General features: G+C 49.3%; 22 protein-coding genes. 20 read left to right on the forward strand and 2 right to left on the reverse strand.

Annotated features, from left to right (window positions below; genetic code table 11):
• Nucleotides 1–13 precede the first annotated feature (13 nt).
• The 7 genes from GUA98_RS21045 to GUA98_RS21075 all read left to right on the forward strand — a co-directional run bounded on the left by GUA98_RS21045 (nucleotide 14) and on the right by GUA98_RS21075 (nucleotide 10,445).
• Nucleotides 14–901 (forward strand): carbohydrate ABC transporter permease, encoded by an 888-nt coding sequence (locus GUA98_RS21045; RefSeq protein ID WP_095293262.1) that lies wholly within the window; start codon nucleotides 14–16, stop codon nucleotides 899–901.
• 18 nt (nucleotides 902–919) lie between these two features.
• On the forward strand, nucleotides 920–2,431 hold the full coding sequence (locus GUA98_RS21050; protein ID WP_193724292.1) for an extracellular solute-binding protein: 1,512 nt from the start codon (nucleotides 920–922) through the stop codon (nucleotides 2,429–2,431).
• A 203-nt stretch (nucleotides 2,432–2,634) separates the two neighbouring features.
• On the forward strand, nucleotides 2,635–5,976 hold the full coding sequence (locus GUA98_RS21055) for a glycosyl hydrolase (protein WP_193724293.1): 3,342 nt from the start codon (nucleotides 2,635–2,637) through the stop codon (nucleotides 5,974–5,976).
• 118 nt (nucleotides 5,977–6,094) lie between these two features.
• Complete coding sequence (locus GUA98_RS21060) at nucleotides 6,095–6,916, forward strand: polysaccharide deacetylase family protein (RefSeq protein ID WP_193724294.1); 822 nt, start codon at nucleotides 6,095–6,097, stop codon at nucleotides 6,914–6,916.
• 11 nt (nucleotides 6,917–6,927) lie between these two features.
• The gene (locus GUA98_RS21065; protein WP_227779905.1) at nucleotides 6,928–9,153 is read left to right on the forward strand and encodes a glycoside hydrolase family 105 protein; all 2,226 of its coding nucleotides are present in this window, start codon (nucleotides 6,928–6,930) and stop codon (nucleotides 9,151–9,153) included.
• Nucleotides 9,154–9,735: 582 nt separating this feature from the next.
• On the forward strand, nucleotides 9,736–10,167 hold the full coding sequence (locus GUA98_RS21070; protein WP_193724295.1) for a hypothetical protein: 432 nt from the start codon (nucleotides 9,736–9,738) through the stop codon (nucleotides 10,165–10,167).
• Nucleotides 10,168–10,187: 20 nt separating this feature from the next.
• On the forward strand, nucleotides 10,188–10,445 hold the full coding sequence (locus GUA98_RS21075) for a hypothetical protein (protein ID WP_193724296.1): 258 nt from the start codon (nucleotides 10,188–10,190) through the stop codon (nucleotides 10,443–10,445).
• A gap of 50 nt (nucleotides 10,446–10,495) precedes the next feature.
• On the opposite strand, the gene GUA98_RS21080 is transcribed toward GUA98_RS21075, so the two are convergent.
• Nucleotides 10,496–11,371: a DUF72 domain-containing protein gene (locus GUA98_RS21080; RefSeq protein ID WP_193724297.1), complete on the reverse strand. Its 876-nt coding sequence runs from the start codon at nucleotides 11,369–11,371 to the stop codon at nucleotides 10,496–10,498.
• A gap of 320 nt (nucleotides 11,372–11,691) precedes the next feature.
• Between GUA98_RS21080 and GUA98_RS21085 the strand changes: the two genes are divergently transcribed.
• The 5 genes from GUA98_RS21085 (at nucleotide 11,692) to GUA98_RS21105 (ending at nucleotide 15,767) form a co-directional block, all read left to right on the forward strand.
• A complete protein-coding gene (locus tag GUA98_RS21085; protein WP_193724298.1) occupies nucleotides 11,692–12,435 on the forward strand; it encodes a class I SAM-dependent methyltransferase in 744 nt (247 codons plus the stop codon).
• A 22-nt stretch (nucleotides 12,436–12,457) separates the two neighbouring features.
• Nucleotides 12,458–13,444, forward strand: coding sequence for an MBL fold metallo-hydrolase (locus GUA98_RS21090; protein ID WP_193724299.1), 987 nt, complete (start codon nucleotides 12,458–12,460; stop codon nucleotides 13,442–13,444).
• A gap of 215 nt (nucleotides 13,445–13,659) precedes the next feature.
• The gene (locus tag GUA98_RS21095) at nucleotides 13,660–13,995 is read left to right on the forward strand and encodes a hypothetical protein (protein WP_193724300.1); all 336 of its coding nucleotides are present in this window, start codon (nucleotides 13,660–13,662) and stop codon (nucleotides 13,993–13,995) included.
• Entirely contained in the window at nucleotides 13,992–15,032 is a 1,041-nt protein-coding gene (locus GUA98_RS21100) for an FAD:protein FMN transferase (protein WP_193724301.1), read from the forward strand. Before GUA98_RS21095 ends, GUA98_RS21100 begins: the two co-directional genes overlap by 4 nt.
• A gap of 81 nt (nucleotides 15,033–15,113) precedes the next feature.
• Nucleotides 15,114–15,767 carry a ferric reductase-like transmembrane domain-containing protein gene (locus GUA98_RS21105; RefSeq protein WP_193724302.1) on the forward strand — a complete coding sequence of 218 codons (654 nt, stop codon included), beginning with the start codon at nucleotides 15,114–15,116 and terminating at the stop codon, nucleotides 15,765–15,767.
• 107 nt (nucleotides 15,768–15,874) lie between these two features.
• Here GUA98_RS21105 and GUA98_RS21110 read toward each other — a convergent pair whose 3' ends face one another.
• Complete coding sequence (locus GUA98_RS21110; RefSeq protein WP_095361378.1) at nucleotides 15,875–16,441, reverse strand: phosphatidylglycerophosphatase A; 567 nt, start codon at nucleotides 16,439–16,441, stop codon at nucleotides 15,875–15,877.
• A 195-nt stretch (nucleotides 16,442–16,636) separates the two neighbouring features.
• Between GUA98_RS21110 and GUA98_RS21115 the strand changes: the two genes are divergently transcribed.
• The 8 genes from GUA98_RS21115 (at nucleotide 16,637) to GUA98_RS21150 (ending at nucleotide 24,847) form a co-directional block, all read left to right on the forward strand.
• Nucleotides 16,637–17,692: a GerMN domain-containing protein gene (locus GUA98_RS21115; protein ID WP_193724303.1), complete on the forward strand. Its 1,056-nt coding sequence runs from the start codon at nucleotides 16,637–16,639 to the stop codon at nucleotides 17,690–17,692.
• A 141-nt stretch (nucleotides 17,693–17,833) separates the two neighbouring features.
• Nucleotides 17,834–18,592 carry a ribonuclease PH gene (rph, locus tag GUA98_RS21120; protein ID WP_095293274.1) on the forward strand — a complete coding sequence of 253 codons (759 nt, stop codon included), beginning with the start codon at nucleotides 17,834–17,836 and terminating at the stop codon, nucleotides 18,590–18,592.
• 1 nt (nucleotide 18,593) lies between these two features.
• The gene (locus tag GUA98_RS21125; protein WP_193724304.1) at nucleotides 18,594–19,217 is read left to right on the forward strand and encodes an XTP/dITP diphosphatase; all 624 of its coding nucleotides are present in this window, start codon (nucleotides 18,594–18,596) and stop codon (nucleotides 19,215–19,217) included.
• A gap of 399 nt (nucleotides 19,218–19,616) precedes the next feature.
• On the forward strand, nucleotides 19,617–20,459 hold the full coding sequence (locus GUA98_RS21130; RefSeq protein ID WP_193724305.1) for an STM4015 family protein: 843 nt from the start codon (nucleotides 19,617–19,619) through the stop codon (nucleotides 20,457–20,459).
• 3 nt (nucleotides 20,460–20,462) lie between these two features.
• Nucleotides 20,463–21,752 (forward strand): STM4014 family protein, encoded by a 1,290-nt coding sequence (locus GUA98_RS21135; RefSeq protein ID WP_193724306.1) that lies wholly within the window; start codon nucleotides 20,463–20,465, stop codon nucleotides 21,750–21,752.
• Entirely contained in the window at nucleotides 21,745–22,530 is a 786-nt protein-coding gene (locus GUA98_RS21140; protein ID WP_153979794.1) for an STM4013/SEN3800 family hydrolase, read from the forward strand. Before GUA98_RS21135 ends, GUA98_RS21140 begins: the two co-directional genes overlap by 8 nt.
• Nucleotides 22,531–22,586: 56 nt before the next feature.
• Entirely contained in the window at nucleotides 22,587–23,981 is a 1,395-nt protein-coding gene (locus tag GUA98_RS21145) for an STM4012 family radical SAM protein (RefSeq protein WP_193724307.1), read from the forward strand.
• On the forward strand, nucleotides 23,978–24,847 hold the full coding sequence (locus GUA98_RS21150; protein WP_193724308.1) for an STM4011 family radical SAM protein: 870 nt from the start codon (nucleotides 23,978–23,980) through the stop codon (nucleotides 24,845–24,847). The genes GUA98_RS21145 and GUA98_RS21150 overlap by 4 nt, the downstream gene beginning before the upstream one ends.
• The last annotated feature ends 93 nt before the right edge of the window (nucleotides 24,848–24,940 follow it).

Here is a 24,940-nt window from a genome sequence, read left to right on the forward strand (position 1 = left end):
AGGAGGAAAGCTCATGAACAGCCGTCTCTACAACAGCCCTGCCGGCAAAGTATTTGATATTTTCAATTACGTCATGCTGGGTATTCTGGGCATACTGACTGTCCTTCCTTTCCTGTATATTATAGGGAATTCGTTCGCGACTGAAGCCGAGATTACGGAACGCAGTTTCTTTCTCATTCCGAAAGTCTTCTCCTTCAGCGCGTATGAATATATTTTTTCTTCGTCCACCATTTTCCGCAGCATTGGCGTCTCCGTATTTGTAACGGTAGCAGGCACGCTGGTCAATCTGTTCTTCACGCTGACGATGGCTTATCCGCTATCCAGAAGCGACTTCTGGGGACGTAACGTCATGATGAACATGGTAATCTTCTCCATGCTGTTCGGCGGAGGAATGATCCCGACGTATCTCGTCATCCGTGGACTAGGATTGCTTGATTCTTACTGGGCCCTTATGCTTCCTGGCGCAATCAGCGCTTTTAATTTAATTGTTGTCAAAAACTTTTTTCAGCAAATGCCGCCCGGGCTGGAGGAAGCGGCCCGTATCGACGGTTGCTCGGATCTCGGGGTACTCTGGCGAATTGTCCTGCCATTATCCAAACCGGTAATCGCCACGTTTGCGTTATTTTATGCCGTAGGGCATTGGAATAACTTCTTCTCGGCACTCCTGTACATTTCCGACAGTGACAAATGGCCGCTGCAGGTGATGCTGAGACAGATTGTTCTGCTCTCGCAGGCAAGCGTTGGGGATATGGCCAATATGGATCCCAATTTCGTACAGCCACCGGAACAGTCCATTAAAATGGCCGTCATCGTGGTAGGTACCATTCCGATTTTGCTCGTGTATCCGTTTTTGCAAAAGCATTTTGCCAAAGGTGTCATGTTAGGCTCAATCAAAGGCTAAAGCCAAGGGGGAGAACGTATGGGACAAAAAGCGGGAATCAAAAAAACAGCACTTGTACTTTCGGCAACATTGTTACTGAGCACGGTTCTGGGAGCATGCTCCACGGACAAAACCAACGATACGGGCGAAGCGGCTGCAGGTGGAACCGATCAGATTACCATCATGCTTCCGAATTTTGAAGCCGAAAATCCGCCTGAAAACAGTCCAGTCATCCAGAAGCTTGAGGAATTAACCAAAGTGGATGTGAATCTGCAATGGGTACCGAGCAGCTCTTATGAGGACAAATTCAACATTACTCTGGCCTCGGGCAAACTGCCCGACGTGATGGTCGTGCTCGGCAAATCCCCAAGCTTCATTAACGCTGCACGTACCGGGGCTTTCTGGGAGCTGGGGCCTTATCTGAAAGACTACCCGAACTTGAGCCAGATGAACGAAATTATTACCAACAATGCCTCCATTGACGGCAAAACCTACGGCATCTACCGGGGAAGGCCGCTGGGACGTAACGGGATAACGATCCGGAAGGATTGGCTGGAGAATCTGGGTCTGGAAGCACCCAAAAATCTGGATGATCTTTATAATGTGCTGAAAGCATTCACTACAGATGATCCGGATGGCAACGGCAAGGATGATACGTACGGTTTGGTAGCGAGCAAATTTAACGGGCCGTGGGACAACATGCAAATCTGGTTTGGTGCACCCAACAAATGGGGCGATGATGGCAGCGGTAATTTGATTCCAGCACACGAAACGCCTGAGTATATGGAGGCACTGAAGTTTTTCCGTCAGATTTACAGCGAAGGTTTGGTGAACAAGGACTTTGCTGTGATGGATGCGACCAAGCTGCCTGATCCGTTTGTCAACGGGCAGGCGGGTGTCATGATTGACGTAGCGGATAACGCACAGCGGATGGAGCAGAAAATTCTGGAGAAGGACCCATCGGCAACCGGGCGGGTGGATGTGCTTCAGGCGGTGGAAGGACCCAAAGGGCTGCGTGACATGCCAACCTCAGGCTACTCCGGTATGATCGCCGTCTCCAAAAGTGGTGTGAAAACGGAAGAAGATCTGAAAAAGTTGCTCGCATTCCTGGATCAATTGAACGAGCCGGAGCTCCAGGCTTTGCTGTCCAACGGACTGGAAGGCAAGCAATATGAGAAAAAAGGGGAATATGTTGTTCCAACGACCGACAAGCTTGCACTCCGAGATCTGCAGGGTTTGAACCAAATATTGATGTTTCTTCCTGAAGACCGCGCCTTCCGGGTTGAACCGACGCCGGTTCGTGAGAAGGTGGCAGAGGTACAAAAGGCCAACGAGGAGATCGTTGTTCCCAATCCAGGTGAACCGTTGATCTCTGACGTTTATGCACAGAAAGGGCCCCAGCTGGATAACATCATCAATGATGCCCGTATCAAATTCATTGTGGGACAGATTGATGAGAAGGGATTCCAGGATGCAATCGCACTGTGGAAGAGCAGCGGCGGTGATGAATACGTGAAGGAAGTCAACGAATTGTACGCTGCATTGAAGTAGCCAAGATCGAGAGCCCGGCAGCCGTACGTAAGTACAACAGAAGCTGTCGGGCATTTCCATCTATATCAATTTTTTATAACATTTTGTATTTACAGGCTCCCTAACTGCTTTTTTAAGGTATAATCTTAGCCAAACAAACGTACACGAACATAAATGAACCATAATGGAAGAAGCGAAGATTATTTAACAGGGAGGAAAGCGACATGTGGAACGGGGAGGCATTTGCGAATCCTGCCGCGCAGTACCGGATTCATCCCTTCTGGTTTTGGAATGGGGATATGGAGGAAGAGCAGATCAAACGGCAAGTGAATGAAATGTCATCACAGGGTGTGGGCGGTTTTTTCATTTGTCCGCGTCAGGGGCTGCAGATCCCCTATCTGTCGGATGCCTGGTTTGATAAGGTTCGAATTGCGGTGGAAGCAGCCGAGACCTGCGGCATGGAAGTATGGCTGTATGACGAATACCCCTATCCTAGCGGCATGGCAGGTGGTGAGGTCACCCTGGATTTTCCTGAAGCCAAGCAGCGCCAGCTTGTGCATCATCAGCTGCATGTGCAGGGCGGAGAAGCTGTTGTGAATCATGAGCTGCCGTGGGGGCGAATTCTGGTTGCCAAAGCCGTTCCAAGAGACACAGAGGGTAATCGGTTATGGGATGAGTCTATTGATTTGCGACACAACATCGGCAATGTCCAGACCGATCAGGTCTATCAGGAGACGGGTCTGACGTCTTATAATCGCAAGCGATTTTTTACATATCGCACGGCTTTCCGCCTGGTGTGGGACCCCCCGGCAGGGAATTGGGATGTAATCCTGTTTCAGGAAGTGGAGATGGGTGATTTCAAATATTACGGCAATTTTGTTGACCCGTGCCATAAGGAAGCGATGAGCCGTTTTATTGAACTTACTCATGACCGATATGCGGCGGCTGTTGGAAGTCATTTTGACAGCGTTATCAAAGGTATGTTTTCTGATGAAATTGCACCGCTCGGACGTATTCCATGGTCTCCTCAGCTGCCTGCATATTTTGCCGAACGCTGTGGATACAGTCTGATAGATTCGCTTCCTGCCCTGTTATACGGTGATGTTCCGGACTCGGCTCGTATTCGGTATGACTATTATCAATCGCTGCATCTGCTTCTCAGGGAGTCATACCACCAGCAGGTGCATGACTGGTGCGAGGATGCGGGAATCCAGTATGCCGCAGAGGTTCCTGGCGTACGGATGACGACTCAGTTGTTTAGCCATATGCCCGGGGGAGACTCTGCACATGAGAAGATTTGGCGTCCCTTATCCTGGATTCTGGAACGGTACGGCAAAAGAATGCGTGATAATCCGAAGATGGTTAGTTCCCTGGCGAGACAGCTGGGACGCAGCCGTAATTTGATCGAGTGCTTTCATAGTGTGGGCTGGTCGATGACGCTGCAGGATGCGAAATGGATGATTGACCGGATGGCTGCCATGGGCACGAATTTCTATAATTTCCATGCTTTTTTCTATACGATTGGCGGGTTAACGAAGCATGATGCACCGCCATCCCAGTTTCTGCAGAATCCATACTGGAAGCATTTCCGTCAGCTTGGAGATTACACGGGACGAATAAGTTATCTCATGAGCACGGGAACAGCCGATATTCGGATTGCGGTTCTTGATCCGACGACCACATTCTGGAGCCTGATGGGCAATCCTCTGCATGGGTTTGAATACAGCGGTGAGGATGAAGCCGAACGGGGGAGACTGGAGCGCCTTACGAATGATTGGATGCGAATTGGTGTGCATCTGCTAGAGAACAGACGTGACTATGACCATCTGGACCCTGAACTGCTGGCTGAAGCCGAAATTACGGGTGGAACGATTCAGATTGGTGCTGCCAGATACGAAGTGCTCATCCTTCCACCGATGCTGAACCTGGAGGCGAATGCCTGGAAGCAGGTTAGACGGTTTGCTGAGCAAGGAGGAACTGTCATATCCGTCGGACTGCCTCCGTACATTTCAATTCAGGAAGGAAGTCCAGAAGGCAGTGAAGCAGCAACTTTCTTCGGTGCAGGGGATCAACCCGAGGAAGAGTATTGGGGTCATGCAGGTGAGACCAGGCTGGCCAGCAGTGAATTAATGTGGCAGCAAGGTGAGGGGGAAGTCTACTTCCTTCCGGTTGGTGCAGGTCAGGGGGATGATTCAACTCTTGAATTAATCTCGCTGCTGCTGGACCAGGTGCTGCCAGAGCCTATCTGTTGGATTATGGAGGAAGAGAGTGCTTCCTTGTTGATCCAGACCCGCCAGTTATCGGATGGTGAATATATGGTGTTCCTGTCCAACCAGGAGGGGCAGCAGTTAAAGGGACAATTGAAGGTTGTTGCCAAGCGGTTATGGAGCCATACGGATGTCTCATCGGATAAACGTGTGCTGGCAGAGCGGCTTAATCTGGAGACAGGAGAACGGGAAGTCTTGCCGCTGACCAGCAGCGGTGGTGAGTGGTGTATCTCACTCGGGTTTGCCGGATATGAAGCACACGCTGTGCGGCTGACTCTGCAAACAAAATCTTCTGAGGATATACCGGGTAACACCTTTCAGACCGAATTGGCTGCACCATTCAAGCCTGATGCTGCATCTATGCCATCTAAATCCGTTATTTTACCTGTAGAAGGGCCATGGCGACTGGAGGCCATTCAGCACAATACTCTTCGAATGGGACAGTTCCGTCTTACGGCAACGAATGATAATGGCGTAATCCTGGAGAACAAGCATGCAGGCGTGAAGCCTTTTATCGATCAAGCGGCTGAATTATCGGGGCATCATCACCTGCCTGTTCAGTTTAATCAAGTATTTGGCACGCCGAAGAAAGCAGCAATTGCCTATCCGATTCAGTGCCGTTACACTACAGCTTTTGAACTGGGAACGACTTTGCCGGAGTGCCGTCTATTTATGGATCGGGCAGCCATTGCAGGGGCGTGGATCATGGAAATCAACGGCCACACCATTGGACCGGATCAATTCGAATCCGTGGAGATCACAGATTATACCAACATTGCCTGTGACATCAATGAGTGGCTGCGCACGGGTTTGAATGAAATCACGATTACGGTACAGGTCACGAAGGATGAGGAAGGAATCCTCGATCCTCTGTATCTGCAAGGACGGTTTGGCGTGCAGTTTCATCACGAAGGGATGGTCTCCTTGGTCCGTGAGCCGGATACGACCATTCGGATCACACCTGAGCCACAGCCGCTGTATCCGTATTATGCAGGAGAGATGAGCTATAAACGCAGCTTCTGGCTGGATGAGCCTGATGCAGACGCCAAATCCTTTGAACTCGAATTCAGTGAATGGCTTGTGCAGGATGTGGCGGAGGTTCTGGTCAACGGTTATAGCCTTGGCGTGCGCTGCTGGTCTCCGTATCGCTGGAGTGGAGAAACGTCCTGGCTCCGTTCAGGTGACAACGAGATCGAAGTTCGCATCACCAATACGTTGATTGGTCTGCTCGAAGGTACCTATTTTGATTCGGATAGCCATAGCTTGCATGAGATTGGTGTTGGACTAGCTGAAGAATAAATTTGGAGATACAAGCAGCCAGATAACCATTTGTATGCAGATGAATCGGAAGAAGGCGTTTTTCGATATTTTGAGGTGAACGAAACGGTGGAATAACAGGGTGAGAAGGAGGTCCAAGATGGGACATCGCATTCAGTTTGATCGATATCCTGGCGGTGTGATGAAGGCACTGACGCTTAGTTATGATGATGGTGTGGTCCACGACCGGAGGCTGGTAGATATTTTTAATCGCTATGGACTGCGAGGCACTTTCAATCTGAACTCCGGTACGCTCGGGAAACCTGGGCGAATTGAATCGGAGGAAGTCGCTGAACTGTACGCCGGGCATGAAGTGGCTGTGCACACGGTTACTCATCCTACTTTGCCTTATGTTCCGGATGAGCTGTTGAACGAAGAAATCATGGAGGATCGCCGAGCACTGGAGCAGCTTGTTGGTTATCCGGTGAGGGGAATGGCCTATCCCAATGGAGGGTTTGATCGTGCACTAAGCACCAAACTGGAATGGTTAGGCCTGGACTATGCCCGGACGGTTGAATCCCACGGGAGATATACGCTGCCTGAACGCCCGCTTGAATGGCACCCGACCTGTCATCATAAAAATGACCTGGCAGCACATGCCGAGCGTTTTATCCAGCATTCCAAAACGGGCACACCGCTCCTGCTCTATGTTTGGGGACACAGTTATGAATTCAATGATAATGATAATTGGGAGATCATTGAGCAGTTTGGCGAGCAGATCGGCGGCAGGGACGATATATGGTATGCAACGAATATCGAGATCATTGCCTATTGGAAAGCGGTCAAACGACTGGAATGTTCAGCGGACCGATCCATCATTCATAATCCGTCAGCCATATCCGTCTGGTTCACGGCAGATCAGCAGGTCATTGAAGTGCGTGCAGGGGAGACATTGCGTTTAACCGAACGAATCAAAGTATAGGGAAGGGGCTGATGAGCATTCGTTATTTTCATGCAAACGAGTCGATTGCAGGTAAGGTGCATCATTCCATTCCGGATATTTTGACGACGGTCGCCCAGCGTTATATCGGCGATCATCCGAAACATTCTTTTTTGTTCCGGGCCTACCATCGTGGAGGTTTCCCCAGACTGGGGGATTACCGTTACGATCTGAACCTGGACGACAAGTGGCCAGAAGCGAGTGCAGGCCAGTACGTATACGTATGGGGCAAGTTATGGAGCCAGCAGGAGACTACGCTGAACACTGGCCTGAATTGCTACAGTCCGGTAACGATCTATGTCAACGGGGTAGAGGCTTTCAAATCCGAGCTGCTGCAGGAGTTATTCCCCGAGCGAAGAACCCAGATTCCGATTTCTATGAAGGCTGGCTGGAATGACGTCTTGCTTTGTTTTGTCAAAACAGAGGTTGGTTTCGGCGGCATTTATGGTACCGCTTCCTTCAAGAACTTCCCGCTTCATTTCCTCACTCCGGGAGTGGACCGGCAAGGTCAGGAAGGCTGGCTGTATTCCGAGCCTCTTGATGAACCCGTAACTTCGATTCCTCATGACGGAATGACGGAAGAAGAAACAGGGCTTTCCTGGTATCCACGAAGAGAATGGACAGAAGAAGAGCGGGAGGCCGGCTCTTTCTCGAGGATCTTTGGTACAGAGCAACCAGGGGTGGCCTACGCGTGGACCAAGCTGGATGTAACATTGCCGGGATCATCTCCTGTAGTATTGCAAGGTCAGCATGAAGGTGCCTTACAATTGTACCTGGACGGTAAGCAAGTATATACCTCAGACAAAAGTGGACCTTATCGCGTGGAACTGACGCGTCGCTATGGATTATCTGATCTGGTTGCAAGAGGGGAAACCAAGGCCGGGGAGGGCCATTGGGGGTTCACGCTGGAATCGCCCGGGGTCACGGGTTCAGATTGCTGGAGATTGTGCTCTCCACATCCGGTTGCCGGTAGTTCAGATGTATGGCTGTATACCGGGAAATTTGCTCCGGGATCTGCACCTTCACCCTCAGATATTGTCGTGACCGATACTGTTTTTGATGATGGATCGAAAGGAGTCTATTGGCATGTGGACCAACCTGATACGAGTGTTCGCCCATATCTCGAAAATACACATTACGGAAAATGGAATTATCCATTAGGGGTTACGCTGCTTGGACTTCTGCGTATCGGGCAGGAGCTGAAACGTGACGATTACATCCAGTATGTTCGGGAGCATATCGGCCTGAGTACTTCATTTGACCATTACAGTCTATGGGATCGGGAAACCTACGGAGCGGCAGGAATTAACAACCAGTTGTCAGCGATCGACAGTCTGGACGATTGCGGTTCGTTCGGATCAACGCTGCTGGCTGCGATGGAACTGGGTGACATTCGCGGGGGCCGAGATACGGCGGATCGCATTGCCCATTACATTACAGATGAACAGGAACGGCTGGAGGATGGAGCCTTTTATCGTGTTCGCGGAAGCGGAGAGATGCGTCACGAAACGATGTGGTGTGATGATCTGTACATGAGCACACCATTCCTGATGCGTTATGGTCAATTGACGGGCAATACGGCGTATTGGGATGATGCCATTAACCAGTTTCTGTTATTCCGTCAATATCTCTATATTCCTGAGCAGCAGATCATGTCGCATGTGTATGATTTTGTGCGTGGACGGGCAACAGGCATCCCCTGGGGGCGTGGAAACGGTTGGGTTCTCTTCTCCCTGACGGAGCTATTAAGCATTCTGCCTCAGGATCATGCAAGGCGTTCGGAATTGCTGAGTTTCTACCGTGATCTGTGTCAGGGATATTTGGCGCTGCAAGGGGAAAATGGCCTGTGGCATCAGGTCCTGAACCGTCCGGACTCCTATGAGGAAACCTCATGTACGTCGATGTTCATCTACGCTTATGCCCGTGGAATTCGCGAGGGCTGGCTTGAGACACCGACCCCGTATCTGGAAGCTGTCCGCAAAGGATGGGAAGGCATCACAAGACTGTCCATTGACTACAAAGGCAATATATATGGCGTATGCCGCGGGTCGGGTTATTCCTTTACCGCGCTCTATTATCGAGACGATCTGGGCTGGATTCTGAACGATACTCATGGGATCGGCATTGTACTCCTGGCAGGGATTGAAGTGCATAAAATGAACCTGCAGCTCAGCGGGATGGATGTTACTGAAGAAGAGGGTACGATGCAGAAGGCTTGAGGAGTTAGCATAAGCTTCAGAGTAGATTGAGGCTATTTTAGGGATTTCCTAAAATAGTCTTTTTCTTTCTCATCTATTAATCAATCAGCTATGTGAATTATTAAAATAAATAGAGGGGATTTGATTATTAGCTCATAGAATATATGTAGAATTACTTATTTACCCTGGACTTAGGGGCTTGAATAGTAGAAGGAGGGGTTTTTATAGAACTACAGAAGAAGTTGAGTGCTTTATTTCAAGAGTTGAACTTTGAAAAGTCTATTGTAAATGGCAGCACATTGTTATTTCACTCAGGTTTCTATTACAAAATAACCCTTGTTAAAGGACTGAACTCTTATGTCTTGGAAGTCGCAACTAGTTACGATGAGGCGGTAAAGAATAGGTTTGAGGATGGTGACGTCTATCCTATTTCATTAGGTGAAGATCAACTAATTAACGAGCTACGTCATGATTTATTAAAATACTATATAAACATGTAGTTTACTGCGTGATTATATTTTGTGGAAGTTCTAAAGAGGCTGGGGCTCAATATAAAGAGAATGGTTCCAGAGAGCACATATCATTAATTTGGAGGGGATCCACATGTCTATTTCATCCTCTATAGAGATAGCTTTATCAAAGCCAGTCGCGAGAACGATTATTCTCCAAAAACTTGAAGAATTCGGCTGGTCATACAGCGATCATGGAAAAGTAACTTTTCTGCCGATTGGGGACGTAGATGACTTTGATTGGCAGCATGAATGTATTCCTTTAGAAGAACTGTTTAAGATATTAGCCGAAAAGGATAAGCAAAAAGAGTTAATCGGTGTGGTTATGACTTGGAGAGATACAAACATAGGGGGGACATTTTTAGTTAGAGAGAATGGTACCATAATTATGAGTCCTGATATTAAACGAAGAATTCTTAATGTAGAGAGTTACAACAAAATCACGGATATAAACTGGTATATGACTAAACTAGTACCAGTATTTGGTCCATTACTTGAGTCCATTTCTTACGAAGAACATGTTTAGAGATCAGGGGGGATCAAAATATGGCTCGATTTCAGTGTAAATGTGGCGTAACGCTATCCAATTCAAAAGCCCCAAATGATGTTGAGTTGACAGTATACACAGACAAGGAATGGGACGACATTATTAATCAAGGTGACTTCATTAATCCTATATCTATACCATTCCCTCGTTTTGATGTTTGGAGATGTAATCGTTGTGAAAGGATTTATGTCTTTGATGGAAATAAAGTAGTTAGAACCTATATCTTAGAACAGAGCGATCTTGATAATCTAAAATAATCTCACCTCCAATCGATATGTCATTGTATATAATGGTCGTGCCCAGAATTTTAAAATAGCTCCAGCTGCTCAGGCCCATCCTCTTCCTCGTCAGGTGTGCGATCTGGAAATGGTCGGATCGGCATATCCAGCAGTTCCATCATCATTTGTGCATTGGCTGCTGCATCGCCACCCGAATTGTTATTGAAAATCACATAGACATCCTTACTCTGCTCATGCAGCTGTTCCAGATATCCTTTCCATTCCATCAATTCTTCCTTGTTGTACCGGTACAAGTAGCGGGTCTCCCGCCAGTTGGGTGCACCGTTCTGGTGCCAGCCTGACACATTGCGTCCGTGCATTCGCACGAGCGTCATCTCCGAATCCGTCGCCTGCGGCACAATCGGAATGGAGCCTGAGCCCGCCTGCGGCTCGTCACAGACACTGTGAATCCAGCCTTGTTCCCGCAGAAAAGCAAGTGTCCGCTCACGCATGCCATCCTCGTACCAACTGCGATGGCGAAACTCGAGCGCACACGGAATGCCTTCCATTCGTAGTCTCACCTCACGCAGCTCGTTAACGTTATCACGATTGCAGTCAAACCACGGCGGATATTGGAACAGGGCTGCCCGCATTTTGCCAGCTTCCATTACCGGCTCGAGTGACTCCCGAAAAGCCTTGTACATGTCTGAGGTACTGGTGAAATAAGGTTTGCCCCTTAGATGCCCGGTCATCCCCTGATACGCTTTGACGATAAACGAAAAGTCATCCGGTGTTTCTGCTGCCCAGCGTGCCATCCGGTCCCGAGGCTGAACAGCATAGAAGGAACTGTCGACCTCGACGGTTGAAAAGTACTGTCCATATAAACGCAGCTTGTCCTTGGCTTTGGTACGATCGGGATACAGATCATCATGATCTCCCCATCCTGTGAGTCCAATATGAATCATAAATAACACCTCCTGCTGTGCTGTTTCTAAATAGTCCAATGGCGATTCAAGTGTGTATGTCTCTGAATGGTTGGATTATATACCATTCCTCAGGTAAACCTTTAGAAAAGCTTATATATAGTTAACCGGTTTGCGGGTTCATGACTATGTTTAACATTATATAGGGCGAACTCAGGCCGTTCAACGAACGGGAGCAGCTGGAAATCTTTGAGTTTGAAGAATAAAGAAGATACAATGACTACAAGCTTAGGTATGATCAGCCCTATATCAAGTACGATACAGAGAGAACAGGGCCATTGACCATGTGGAGGGCGATACGAATGACGGAATGGTATGAAGATAGCTTTGGAGAAGACTACCTTCTCGTATACAAGCACAGGGATGTGCAGGGAGCATATGAAGAAGTACATAAAATGATCAATTGGTTAAAACTTGAGCCGCAGGCACGGGTTCTGGATCTATGCTGCGGTATGGGACGCCATTCCTTGGCTCTGGCAGACGCAGGCTTCCGGGTCACCGGAATTGACCTGTCGGATGTGCTTCTGCGTGAAGCGCGCCAGATGGACACCGAGAATCGGGTGGAATGGGTTCATGCCGACATGCGTAATCTGCCGCTCCAAGGTGGATTTGATGCGGTAGTCAACCTGTTTACATCGTTCGGTTATTTTCGTGAGGATGGTGAGCAGCTCAAGGTGCTTCAGGGCATCCGTCATATGCTGAAGCCTGGCGGCAGCTACATTATTGATTTTATGAATACGGCTTACGTAACCCGTCATTTGGTTCCGCATTCCAAACGAGAGACGGAAGGGCATCGGATTGAGGAGTTTCGCCAGATCAAGGACGGATTTGTGCAGAAAGAAATTCACATTACAGATTCAGGGTCCAGTCAGAAATCCCGAATTCATGAGGAACGTGTCAAGCTATACACCCGCGAACAATTAAGTGATCTGCTGCAGGAGGCGGGGCTTGTGGTAGATCAGGTTCATGGAGGTTATGACGAAGAGCAATATGATGAGCAGGATTCCCCGCGCATGATTTTTGTGGGTCATCGGCCTGTGGAGTAAGAACAGCAGGGAGGAGAAGCAAATGAAACGAACGGAAGCAATCAGCATGCCAGAGGGCATGCATCGGCTCCAGATCACGATGTCTTTCCCGCTTCGATGGGTGAACAGTTACGTGCTCTATGATGCTGATGGAAGGATAACCGTGGTTGATCCAGGCCCGCGCAACCAGGGAACAGAACAGGAATGGCAGGAAGCTCTAACCAATCTAGGATTGTCTTTTCAGGACATTGGTCAGATCGTGTTGACCCACCATCATCCCGATCATCTTGGCTTGTCAGGCTGGATGCAGCAGAAGTCAGGCGCGCCTGTACGCATGTCTGCCAGGTCTCGTCAAGAGGCAGATTACATGTGGGGCCCGGGTGCAAACATTGATAGGGTACTGCCTGAATACTATCGCCAACATGGAATGCCGGATGAGAAGACCATGCAAATTGCTGAACATATGAAGGGATTCGTCTCTCAGATCACCCCCTTGCCGGAAGTGACGTTTATTGAAGATGGGGATTGGCTGGATATGGGTGGCAAAAGGTGGGTAGCCATCGAGACAGGTGGACATGCCCCAGGGCATCTATCCTTTTATGCACCAGAATCCAGAGAAATGTTGTGCGGCGATGCCGTACTGCCACAGATTTCGCCCAATATCAGCTTGCAGCCGGGTAGTGATGACCAGCCATTGTTATCTTATCTTCAGGGGCTGCAGCGTCTAGGAAGCTTGGATGTCGAGAAGGCATATCCGGGGCATCGAAATCCGTTCAGCCATTTTACAGACCGAACCTCTCATCTGCTGGCCCACCATGAGGAGCGGCTTCAGAAGATGGATGAACATATTGCTCAGCGCCCGTCGAACGGGTATGACGTTTGTGTTTCCTTGTTTGGTGATCGATTGGGCACACATCAGCTGCGGTTTGCCATGAGTGAAACGCTCGCTCATCTTCAGGAGTTGATCCGGCGGGGGCATATTGTGCAGGAACAGAGAGCGGATGAATCATTTTTTTTCAAAAAAGCATAACGGAGTTCATTCGAAAATAGGAAAAGCAAAAGCAATCATTCATAAGGCTAAGGCTCTGTAATGGGAGATTCTCTCCCGTTCAGGGCCTATTTTGTGTATATGGAATCGGAGGAAATGGAAAGCTTTAGCCTTTCTTAACGGTTCATTCATCTGCTTTTAATCCAGGGCCCATAAGATAGGTGCATGAACTTCGCTAGAGAAAGTAGGGAAAAGCGATGAACAGAAAGAAACGAAATCAATGGAGAAAATGGCAAGCCTCAGCGATGGCAACATTAACTGTGGCTGCACTTTTTCAATATGTAAGATCCTCTGATGCCTTTGATGCTGCATATGCAGCAGCCAATGGAACAGATATCGATAGCTTATCTGCAAGTCAGTCAAATACCCGAGACGATGTAATGGATGAATGGACAGGCAGCTTTGTTCCGAATCAGGAAGAGGAACATGGAGACCGGAGCAGATCCTATGGCCGGAACTTCGGTCAGTCTGATGGTGAATCTGACTTCGGAACTGGCAGTGGCAGTTACCAGTCACGCACAGGTGCATCATGAGTCGCGCTTACGAGACGGCGCGTCCGTTTAAGTTCAAATTTCGTGCCATGAATACGGATGTGGAGGTTCAGCTGGTAACTGCCGGACGTGAAGAAGCTGAGCATGCAGCAGCGCTCGTAAAAAACTGGTTTGAAACACAAGAGCAGCGCTTCAGTCGGTTTATATCCAATAGTGAATTGAATTGTCTGAACCGTTCAGTGGGATGGATGCCCGTTTCTGCTGCCATGGATGAGGTATTGAGTTTGGCATACGGATATATAGGTCAGACAGAAGGGATCTTTCAACCGGGTATTTCAAAAGCTCTTCGGCAGCAGGGATATGATGTCAGCTTCGATCAGATCGGGCAGCAGGAGCGAGGCATGACGCCCTCCCTGCAGCATACCTCAACCACGGTTGCCGCACTAATTTCGGAAGAGGAGCACGATTATACCTGTCCAGGATGGATACACAGAGAGGGTAGCCGGATGGTACGTCTGGATCCCGGGATTGAACTGGATCTGGGTGGTATTGTGAAAGGCTGGGCAACGGAACGCATTGCCGATTGGCTGCGGCGCACGCTTCACATTCCTGCAGGCATGATTAATGCGGGAGGAGATATTCAGATGTGGGGTACACCTGCGTCTTCTGCATGGACTGTTTATATCAAGGATCCTACGCTGGATAAACGCAATCTGACAGGAAGCATTCAGTTAGACGCTGGGGCGGTTGCGACTTCAGGCATTGCACGAAGACAGTGGCAGCAGGCGGATGGAAGTCTGTCCCATCATTTGATTGACCCGCGGACAATGAAGCCGGCTGATACAGATGTGGTGCAATGCACCGCTGTAGGCCAGCATGTCTCGCAATGCGAGATTATCGCGAAGACCGTCTGTATCCTGGGAAGTGCTGAAGCGATGGGCTGGCTGAACAGGCATTATGACCGGCATGATGTTTTATGGGTGACCCGGGAAGGTAAATTCTGGTTCAGAGGGGATATGGATGCACTCGAAGAGCGGTGGCCAGGCTTTGAACCGGATCACTGCTTCAGCCTTATCTAAAGATGAGTATCCTGTATCCAGTTTTTTATATTGACGCAAAGTGATGAAACGATAAGTCTATCAGATATGGGGGAGCCGGCTATGGCACAATGGATTGTTGATCATGTACCGACGTGGAATATTATTCGTATTAGCGGGATAGCCGCTTATCTGCTGCTCTTTGCTGGTGTCTTTCTGGGAATTGCCCAAGGGATGCCTGCCGCCAAAGGCAAACCCAAAGCCACCATGTACCAGTGGCATACCCGGACGACCTGGCTTGCCTTTGGACTTGGTATCCTGCACGCATTAACCTTGTATATCGACCATTACAGTCCGTTTACCTGGAGTGAACTGCTTATTCCGTTTAGCGCGTCTGTACATCCGGTTGGCAGCGGACTTGGGACGTTGTCATTTTACGCCCTGCTGATCGTGCTGCTCTCCAGTGATCTGCGTAATAAACTGGGCCGCAAATGGTGGTTTATGTTCCACATGCTGTCCTATCCTGCATTTATCGGTTTGCTGGTGCATGGCATGATTACAGGCTCCGATTCGGGGAATGTACTGATGCGTTTAATGTACGTCTTTACCGGCTTATCCATCCTTGGTATTACGGTGCTGCGGGGGCTTCTGCGTGAACGCAAAGGACCGCAAATCACGATTGGACCGAATCGTTCACAGTCACAGCCAGCCATGGAACGGAACTGGGGCGAAGCATACGGACTCGTTGGAGCGGGGAGACAGGAAGGGTTAAAATAGGCGTGATCACACCTGATGTATAAACGAAAAAGAAGCGGCCCAAGGGCCGCTTTTTCCATGAGCTCGTCCTTTATAGGCATGTCTCATTTCCATATGACAAAAGGGGGTTAAACGACATCATCACTGACCGGTTTCTGGCCTAACGCTTCTTCCAGCTCCGACTGTTTGCGGTGCGCGATTCGGCTGCTTGCTGCCGAGGCTATGGCCCCGACAATATCATCCAGAAACGTATGTACAGGTCCAAGGCTTTTATCGTTCAGCCGTTCAAGTACACCAGGCTTAAGCTTGTCTACATAACCGTAATTCGTGAATCCAATGCTGCCATATACATTGACGATGGAAAAGGCAAGAATCTCATCCACGCCGTACAGCCCTTCATCATTTTCGATCATCTCCTGCAGAGGCGAAATGAGTTGACCCTGCTCCGCGAGCAGATCCAGCTGAATGCCTGTCAGAACGGCATTCTGCACTTCCCGCTTGCGAAGAACCTTCTCCACGTTATCGATACATTCTTCCATCGTAAGATCCGGATAGTACTTTTTCTGCAATAACATGACCAGTTCTGCGATCTCTGGGATCGTGACGCCCCGCTTGTGCAGCCATTCCCTTGTAGCGTCCGCGACTTTGCGGCTGTTCAGGCTGTAAGGGATTTTTTCTTGTTCTGGATGTTCCATGGGCGATTCCTCCTCTGAAGTTAGCAATGTCCCTACACTTGATTCCTAATACGTATTAACCCGTTTTGTGTTTCTTTCTTTCAATATTGTTTTTGCTTGGTGTATCAGGGCTTGTTTAAAAAGTAGTTATTTTTTGGACGAAGGCTCGTATACATGGTAGTACAAACTGTAAAAATGATGAGGGGGAACGTGATCATGAGTAAGATCCGATATATGCGTACGGCATCAGCAGCAGCGCTGCTGAGCATTCCGATGGTGTTGTCCGGCTGCGGCATGTTTAATGCACAGTCATCCGAGGCTATCGATCCACCGCCGCCCATCCAGGAGGCAGCCATGATTCAGGCAGCCGAGGGCAATGGGACACTCGCAACCCTTCCGCTCACAACAGTCTATTTGCAGGATCAGCAGGGATTGCTCGCTCCGGTATCATTGACGCTTCCAGCAGGTTCGGACGTTAGTAGTCCGAAGACGGCCCTGGATACACTAGTAACAGGTGGTGCTTATGCAGGAATGCTGCCTGAAGGATTCCAAGGCGTTCTTCCACAAGGCACGGTGGTGCAAAATGTGACCGTTCATCCGGACGACAAGCTTGCAGTCGTGGAGTTCTCAGGTAACTTTGCCAAATACGACGCCAAGGATGAGCGCAAAATGCTGGAAGCCGTCACGTGGACGCTGACTGGTACACCGGATGTGGAGAACGTGCAGATCTGGGTGGACGGCAAAAAGCTGACTCAAATGCCGGTAAACAGTACTCCGCTTCCTGAACCGCTGAATCGGGCGGTAGGTATCAATCTTGATTTGGGAGACACGTTCACCACCAACAGCAGTCCAGTCACCGTGTATTTCTCAGCTGCTTCGCCTGCGGGCATTCAATATTATGTTCCGGTTACGCGCCTGGTCACACCAGGTACGGACCGGGTGCAAGCCGCGCTCAATGAGCTGATTAAAGGGCCAGCCAAGGGTGGTGAACTGGAAGAGGTCATGACAGGCGGCACCGAACTGCAATCCGTCAAAACGGCGGAGGATGGAACCATTACGGTTGCACTCAAAGACGATATGTTCGTCGAAGGAGATGCTGTGCCAAGCGAGCTGCTGCAATCGGTCGTATTGACAACGGCAGAAAATACAGCGAGCAAGGATGCCAAGGTTCAAATCGAGTGGAACGGCCAAAAAACCGTCATGGGTGATGATAACCGGGATTATAGCTCGCCGGTCTCCAAGCCCGAGTATATCAATGAAATTCCGATCTAAGATGGGGACAAAATCGGGGATGGGTAACAGAGTCTTTGGCGGATAGATGCTTTTAACAGAACTCTTTGGTAAAATAAAAAGGATTAGTAAAGTGTGACTCAGTTCAACAATTACAGGATGCTTAAGTCGTAGGAGGCAGAAATGATGAGATCTAACGGACGAACCAGCGAACAGCTGCGGCCGATGAATTTAACAATTAACACAAATAAATACGCCGAAGGTTCTGTACTGATTGAAGTCGGGGATACCAAGGTTATCTGTACCGCAACGGTGGAGGAACGCGTTCCTCCTTTCATGAAAGGTCAAGGCAAGGGATGGGTTACTGCGGAATATTCCATGCTTCCCCGTGCAACACATACGCGGAATCAGCGTGAAGCGAACCGCGGGAAGCTGACTGGACGTACGATGGAAATCCAGCGTCTGATCGGCCGTGCACTTCGCTCTGTGGTGAACCTGCAGGCACTTGGCGAGCGGACCATTACCTTGGACTGTGACGTTATTCAAGCGGATGGAGGGACGCGTACAACGTCCATTACCGGCTCGTTTGTGGCGCTGGCATTGGCTGTGAACAAAATTGCCCAGCAGCATCGCCTGCAAACCTTCCCCATCACGGATTTCATTGCAGCTGTGAGTGTAGGTGTAGTCGGAGAACAGCCTGTTCTGGATCTGAATTATGATGAGGATTCCAAGGCAAAAGTAGACATGAACCTCGTCATGACCGGTGGCGGAAAATATGTAGAGCTGCAAGGAACAGGTGAAGAAGCCCCATTTGATCGCCGTGAGCTTAATGCCATGCTGGAACTGGGTGAGCAGGGAATCTTGGAGATGATTGAGCGGCAAAAAGAAGTGCTTGGACCGATTGCGCTCAAGATCGGTGCTAGTGGATTAGGAGAAGCCTAAGATGCATCTGGACAGCCCAATCATCATTGTTGCAACCCGGAATCAGGGTAAAGTAAGAGAATTTGCCCATGCATTTGCACCCCTTGGCAAAGAGGTCAAAAGCATGTTCGATTACCCCGAGCTTCCGGATGTCGTGGAGGACGGGGTAACCTTTGCCGAGAATGCCTGGAAGAAAGCAAAAGCGGTTGGAGATGCACTTGGTCTTCCTGTGCTGGCCGATGATTCAGGACTTTGTGTGGATCTGCTGGATGGGGAGCCGGGTGTGTATTCGGCAAGATATGCTGGCGAAGGAGCAACAGATGCCCTGAATAATGCCAAGCTGCTTGCAGCGCTGGAATCCATCAAATTCGGTGAGGATACGCAGCAGCCGCTGCTCAGTCCGGCACGCTTTGTATGTGCCCTGGTTCTGTATGACCCGGCAACAGGGGACAAGTTTGAAGCGGAGGGAACAGCAGAAGGCTGGATTACGAGCGAGGCTGCCGGTGGTGGAGGCTTCGGGTACGATCCTCTATTCTATGTACCTGAATACGAGATGACGATGGCTGAGCTTACGCTGGAACAAAAGCAGGCCATCAGTCATCGTGGTCATGCATTGCGAGCGCTTGTATCCCGGCTTGAAGGCTGAATCCTGGTTAACCGGAAATCTTATGAATCAGGTATAACAACCTGAACAACCTATGAAGGCGTTAATGGAAGGAGTATCATTCCCGAGGATTGTGGAATGGACTCCGGCTATTAACGCTTTTTTTGATATCACCAAGAAGGGCGCAGAATCGAAGTGTATAGAACCAAGATAACCATTGGTGATCTTAATTTATATCCACCTATATACCTAACAGGAATACCCCTTTTGAAACAAATAAAAAAAGAGCATATGTTCCCTTTCCTGGTTCATGAAGTATTGCCATTTCGCGTTTGAGAATCATCATGGGACCGGAGTTGGAAGAAGTTGCAAGCCTCATGCAGGATGGGGTAACATTCGAATTAACGAATCAAGAATGAACTCAATCGGAGGGATTAATTAATGCAGGAAGTGAAGCTAACGGTATCTTTCGATGACTATGAGAACGGTATCCGTATGGAGAATTTGATCAGGGAATTGGCTGCCAAACCCGAAGCGGGTACACTGGAAAGTCTGGTTATCGGAGATTGGGGACAAGCTTACGAGAGTTCTCCGGACGAATTCATGAATGTTCTTATTGAATTGGCACCAAGTTTTCCGTCATTAAAAAAGCTGTTCATTGGAGATATGGGCTTTGAAGAGTGTGAAGTTTCCTGGATAATTCAGACTGATCTGACCCCGCTTCTAAAGGCTTTTCCAGAACTGAAGTCCTTTACGGTAAAAGGCAGTAGCGGATTAAGCCTCGAACCCTTACAGCATGCCAAGCTTGAAGAGCTGGTCATTATCTGTGGTGGACTGCCTCAGGAGGTACTCGCTTCCATTACCAATGCTCAATTGCCTGAGCTGCGCAAGCTCGAATTGTACTTGGGTGTAGATGATTATGGCTTCGACGGTTCACTTGAAGATGTGCTTCCGCTGCTGGAACAGGGGCGATTCCCCAAGCTGGTGTACCTTGGCCTGAAAGACAGTGAAATTCAGGATGACATCGCCAAAGCCGTGGCACAGGCACCCATTGTTGATCAACTCGAAGTACTGGACCTTTCCCAAGGCACATTGTCGGATGAAGGGGCTGAGGCTCTGCTTGCCAGCGACAAGATTAAGAAGTTGAAGCATCTCGATCTCAGCTACCACTACATGACAGACGAAATGCTCATTCGCTGGAAACGTTCAGGCTTATCCGTTGATGTCAGCGATCAGCAGCAGAGTGATGAAGATGACTGGCGTTATCCGTCATTAACGGAATAAGAGATGTCAGGCGTTACAGCGAACCAGACAGATCAGAGACGACAATACCAATCCCAGAGCAATGAGCGGCACATAGAACGGCCGTTTTGGTTGATCGGAAACCCGGATAATCGCAGAACCAAAGGCCTACAGCAGGCGAGGCTGCAATGTGGCTTGAGCCCTGCTAAAGTGATCCCCTATGCCGACGTGCTCAAGACCTGGAGACAGGGTGGATCCTTGGCCGACGTGGTCAATCCAGGTTTACAACGCAAGGCTACATCGGAAGTGGCACCCCTGATTCGAATGGATGCACCGGGAGAGCAGTGGGATGTGGAGCGTGAATTGTTATCTCTTGGGGCGAAGGATGGCGATCCCAACACTGAATCATTAAGCAGAGAGTTGTTTACAGCAGAGGAGGCGCTTGAGCTGCGGCAGGATTGGGGGCGCATCTATGCACCTGCCCAGTGGTTTAATGGCTGGAAAGGCTGTCTGAAGCGAATTGGAAGGGAAGCGGATGAATTGTGGCCTTCTGCCAGATTCCTGAACGATCCAGAAGATATTGCTACCATGTTTGACAAAAGGAAGTGCCAACAGCATTTATCGGCTCACAGAGTTGATGTTCCTCCCGTTCTGCAGTCTCCGGAGCAAATATTGAGCTATTCGGAACTGCGCGCGGCCATGCAGGCTTCAGGCATGTACCGGGTATTTGTTAAGCTTGCCTATGGCTCGGCGGCATCTGGTGTTGTTGCTTATCAGATTAACCCGCGAACGGGTGCCGAGATTGCTGTTACTACTGTGGGGATGGCAGTGGTTAAGGGCAGGCCGATTTTCTACAACGAAGGCCGGATGCAGAGGTATACCCGCAATGAGGAAATTAAGACTCTGCTGGACTGGTTATGTACAGAAGGGGCTCAAATTGAACGGTGGATGGCCAAGGCATCATATGGCTCGCGTGTATTTGATATTCGTCAGCTTGTAGCTGGCGGTCATGCAGGTCATGCCATTGTGAGGCTGAGCCAGACGCCTATAACGAATTTGCATTTACGCAACGAGCGGATGCTGCCCGAGGAAGCGGGCGTGGGCGGCTACAGGCTGGGTCTGGTCCAAACCGCTGCCCAAAAAGCGATGGCTGCATTTCCGAATTCATGGTCTGCAGGCATTGATGTCATGCTCAGCGGTGGGGATAACCCACGTGGCTATGTTCTGGATGTAAATCCGTTCGGTGATCTGCTGTACCACGTACAGCACAACGGACTTGGAACATATGAGTGGGAGATGGACATTCTGCGAAAGGAGCCTTACGAACATGCCTGATATGAACACCATTGTTGGCTCCCATGATCTATTAATGATTACTCTGGATACGTTAAGATATGACGTAGCGAAGCAGGAGGAAGCGAATTGTCCCAATCTGTGCGGATCAGGCCCCTGGGAGAAACGCCATACCCCAGGAAGTTTTACATATGCAGCACATCATGCCTTTTTTGGTGGTTTCATGCCTACGCCCGCCAATACGGACAAGGCCTCGCATGTCCGGCTGTTTCATTCCCGTAATACCGGATTGAAGACTCATCCGCATACGTGGCTGTTTGATACACCGGATATCGTATCTGGTTTGGCAGAGGAAGGATACCGCACAATTTGTATCGGTGGAGTCATATTTTTTACGAAAAAAAATCCGCTGGCCAAAGTGCTGCCGGGCTACTTTCAGCAGAGTTATTGGCGAATGACCTTTGGCGTTACCAATCCTCGCTCGACAGAGCATCAGGTCCAGCACGCATTGAAGCTGCTTGAACAGATACCACAGGATGAGAAAGTATTTCTATTTTTGAATGTGTCGGCCATTCATGGTCCCAATCGCTATTTTGTGGAAGGGGCAAGGGAGGACTCTGTTGAGACTCAACGGGCTGCCCTTCGGTATGTGGATCAGGCGCTGGGGCCGTTGTTTGATGCCATGCGGGGACGTACGCGGCCAACGTTCTGTCTTGCATTTTCGGATCATGGAACAGCTTATGGCGAAGATGGGTATCAGGGACACAGGCTGGCGCATGAGGTTGTCTGGAATGTACCTTATCGTGAATTTGTTTTATAGCGTGCATTGCAACCATTTTATTTTGAGTGAAAACAACCGGAGACAGGAGGAAACCGATGAACAATCCGTCTGAGTTTACAACAACAGGTCATTCCGCAGCGTCCGGATCCAATGGGGCTACAGGTCTTAGGGAAGTACTGACTTTACCTTATCGTTCTTATCTATACTCTTATCCGCATAAGACGGCATATCGGGAATTGGACCCGCCGCTGCCCTTGGGGCCTTTGTGGGAACGCGAGAATACTGACACTTATTTTTTATATATGCATATTCCTTTTTGCGCTGCCCGCTGCGGATTCTGCAATCTGTTCACTTTGCCTGACCGGCGTGACGATACACATGAACGTTATGTGGATGCACTGGAACGCCAGGCGAAGCAATGGGCTCCCCTGACCTCACGCAGACCGTATTCCAGGTTTGCCATTGGTGGCGGGACGCCAACCTTATTGAATGAGGTTCAGTTAAACCGATTGTTTGACATTGCCGAACATGTGATGGGACTTGATCCCGCCCATGCTTCCATCTCAATAGAAACCTCGCCTGACACCGTGACGGAAGGCAAGCTTGCGTTACTGAAGGAACGCAGCGTAGACCGCGTTAGTATGGGGATTCAGAGCTTTATTGAAGCGGAGGCTGCAGCAATTTATCGTCCGCAGAAACCACAGGAAGTAGAGCGCGCACTGGAGAAGCTTGCGCGGTACGACTTTCCTTTGCTGAACCTGGATTTGATCTATGGTCTTCCCGGCCAAACGGTGGAGTCATGGTTGTATTCCCTTGAACGTGTCCTCTCTTATGAGCCGGGAGAGATTTTCATTTATCCGCTGTACACCCGCGAGAATACAATCGTGAAGCCGGAGGATATTCAGCGTCAAGGGCCGGATATTCGCATGGAGCTATACACTGCGGCAAGAGAAACCTTAAAAAGCAGGGGATATGTTCAGTATTCCATGCGGAGATTTGCAAAAGAGTCATCCACACATGCAAGCAAAGAGCTGCTGCCTTACAGCTGCCAGGAGGAAGGCATGGTTGGTCTTGGATGCGGTGCCCGTTCCTATACCAGCGAAGTACATTATGCTTCAAAATATGGTGTGAGCTATAAGGCTACCCAGAGCATCATCGCCGATTATGTGGCTGCCGAGCGATATGATGTTGCCGATTATGGCATTGTGCTGAGCAGGGAAGAGCAGAAACGCAGATTTATTTTAAAAGCACTGCTGCACCGGGAAGGTCTGACTTTGGATGATTATCTTCAGCGGTTCGGAAGTGAAGTTATGACGGATTACGCCTGGCTCTCAGAACTGCTGACAGAGGGAATGGCTGTAATTGAGCAGGAGAATGAACATCAGGTGCTGCGTTTAACCGAAGAAGGTCTGGGATATTCCGATGCTATTGGAGATTGGTTAATATCTGCCGAGATTCGCGAGCAAATGGAAGGGTTTGTGTTCTCATGAGAGCAACCTTGTATTATCGGGGGAAGCTGTCGTCCTGTAATTATGATTGTCCCTATTGTCCGTTTAGCAAAACTGTGGATTCCAAGGAGACGCTGGAAACAGACGAACAACAATTACGTCAGTTCGTGGATTGGGTGAAGGCTCAGGAAGAGGTGGGACACGAATTGTCCATTTTCTTCAATCCATATGGCGAGGCGCTGGTACGGCGCTGGTACAGGGAAGCCATGGTGGAACTGTCACATATGCGCCACGTCCATAAGATTGCTGTGCAGACCAACCTTTCCGGGAAGTTGGATTGGGCCCGTGAATTGAATTCCAAGACAGCTGCGTTCTGGGCAACCTATCATCCTCGTGAGACCAAGGAATCTTCTTTTATTAAACAATGCCTTACTTTGCGTGAAATGGGTCTTGAATTCAGCGTGGGTACGGTGGGCCTCCGCAGTGCATTTCCTGCCATTCAGTCCATGAGAGAGTCGCTGCCGGATGATATCTACATGTGGATCAATGCCTTTAAGGATAAGTCTAATTATTACGAGCCGGAAGAGGTTGCCTATTTGCGGTCGATCGATCCGCTGTTTGAGGGGAACTTACGGGATTATGAGAGTTACGGCAAAGGCTGTGCGGCCGGCTCGGAAGTGTTTTATGTGCAGGGTTCGGGGCATGTAAAAAGATGTTATAAGGATCGCCGGATTATTGGCCATTTGTACCGTGACGGGTTGGAAAAACTGTCTGCGGATCGGCCCTGCAGGATGAAAAAGTGCGGCTGTTATATTGGATACGTTCATATGACGGACTCTCCATTCAGGGAGATTTATGGCCGTGGCTTGCTTGAACGAAACCCGGAATCCGCTGTGATGACTCGATGATTTCCTTATGTAAGGTCGAGATCATGAATGCGTCTTCTGATTAATACTTTTAGCTAAACTAAGACGTGATAATAAATATAGAGGGGTGCCCAG

Origin of the sequence: Paenibacillus sp. P13VS (assembly GCF_015143645.1) — a bacterium.
GTDB classification, from domain to species: Bacteria; Bacillota; Bacilli; order Paenibacillales; family Paenibacillaceae; genus Paenibacillus; species Paenibacillus xylanilyticus_A.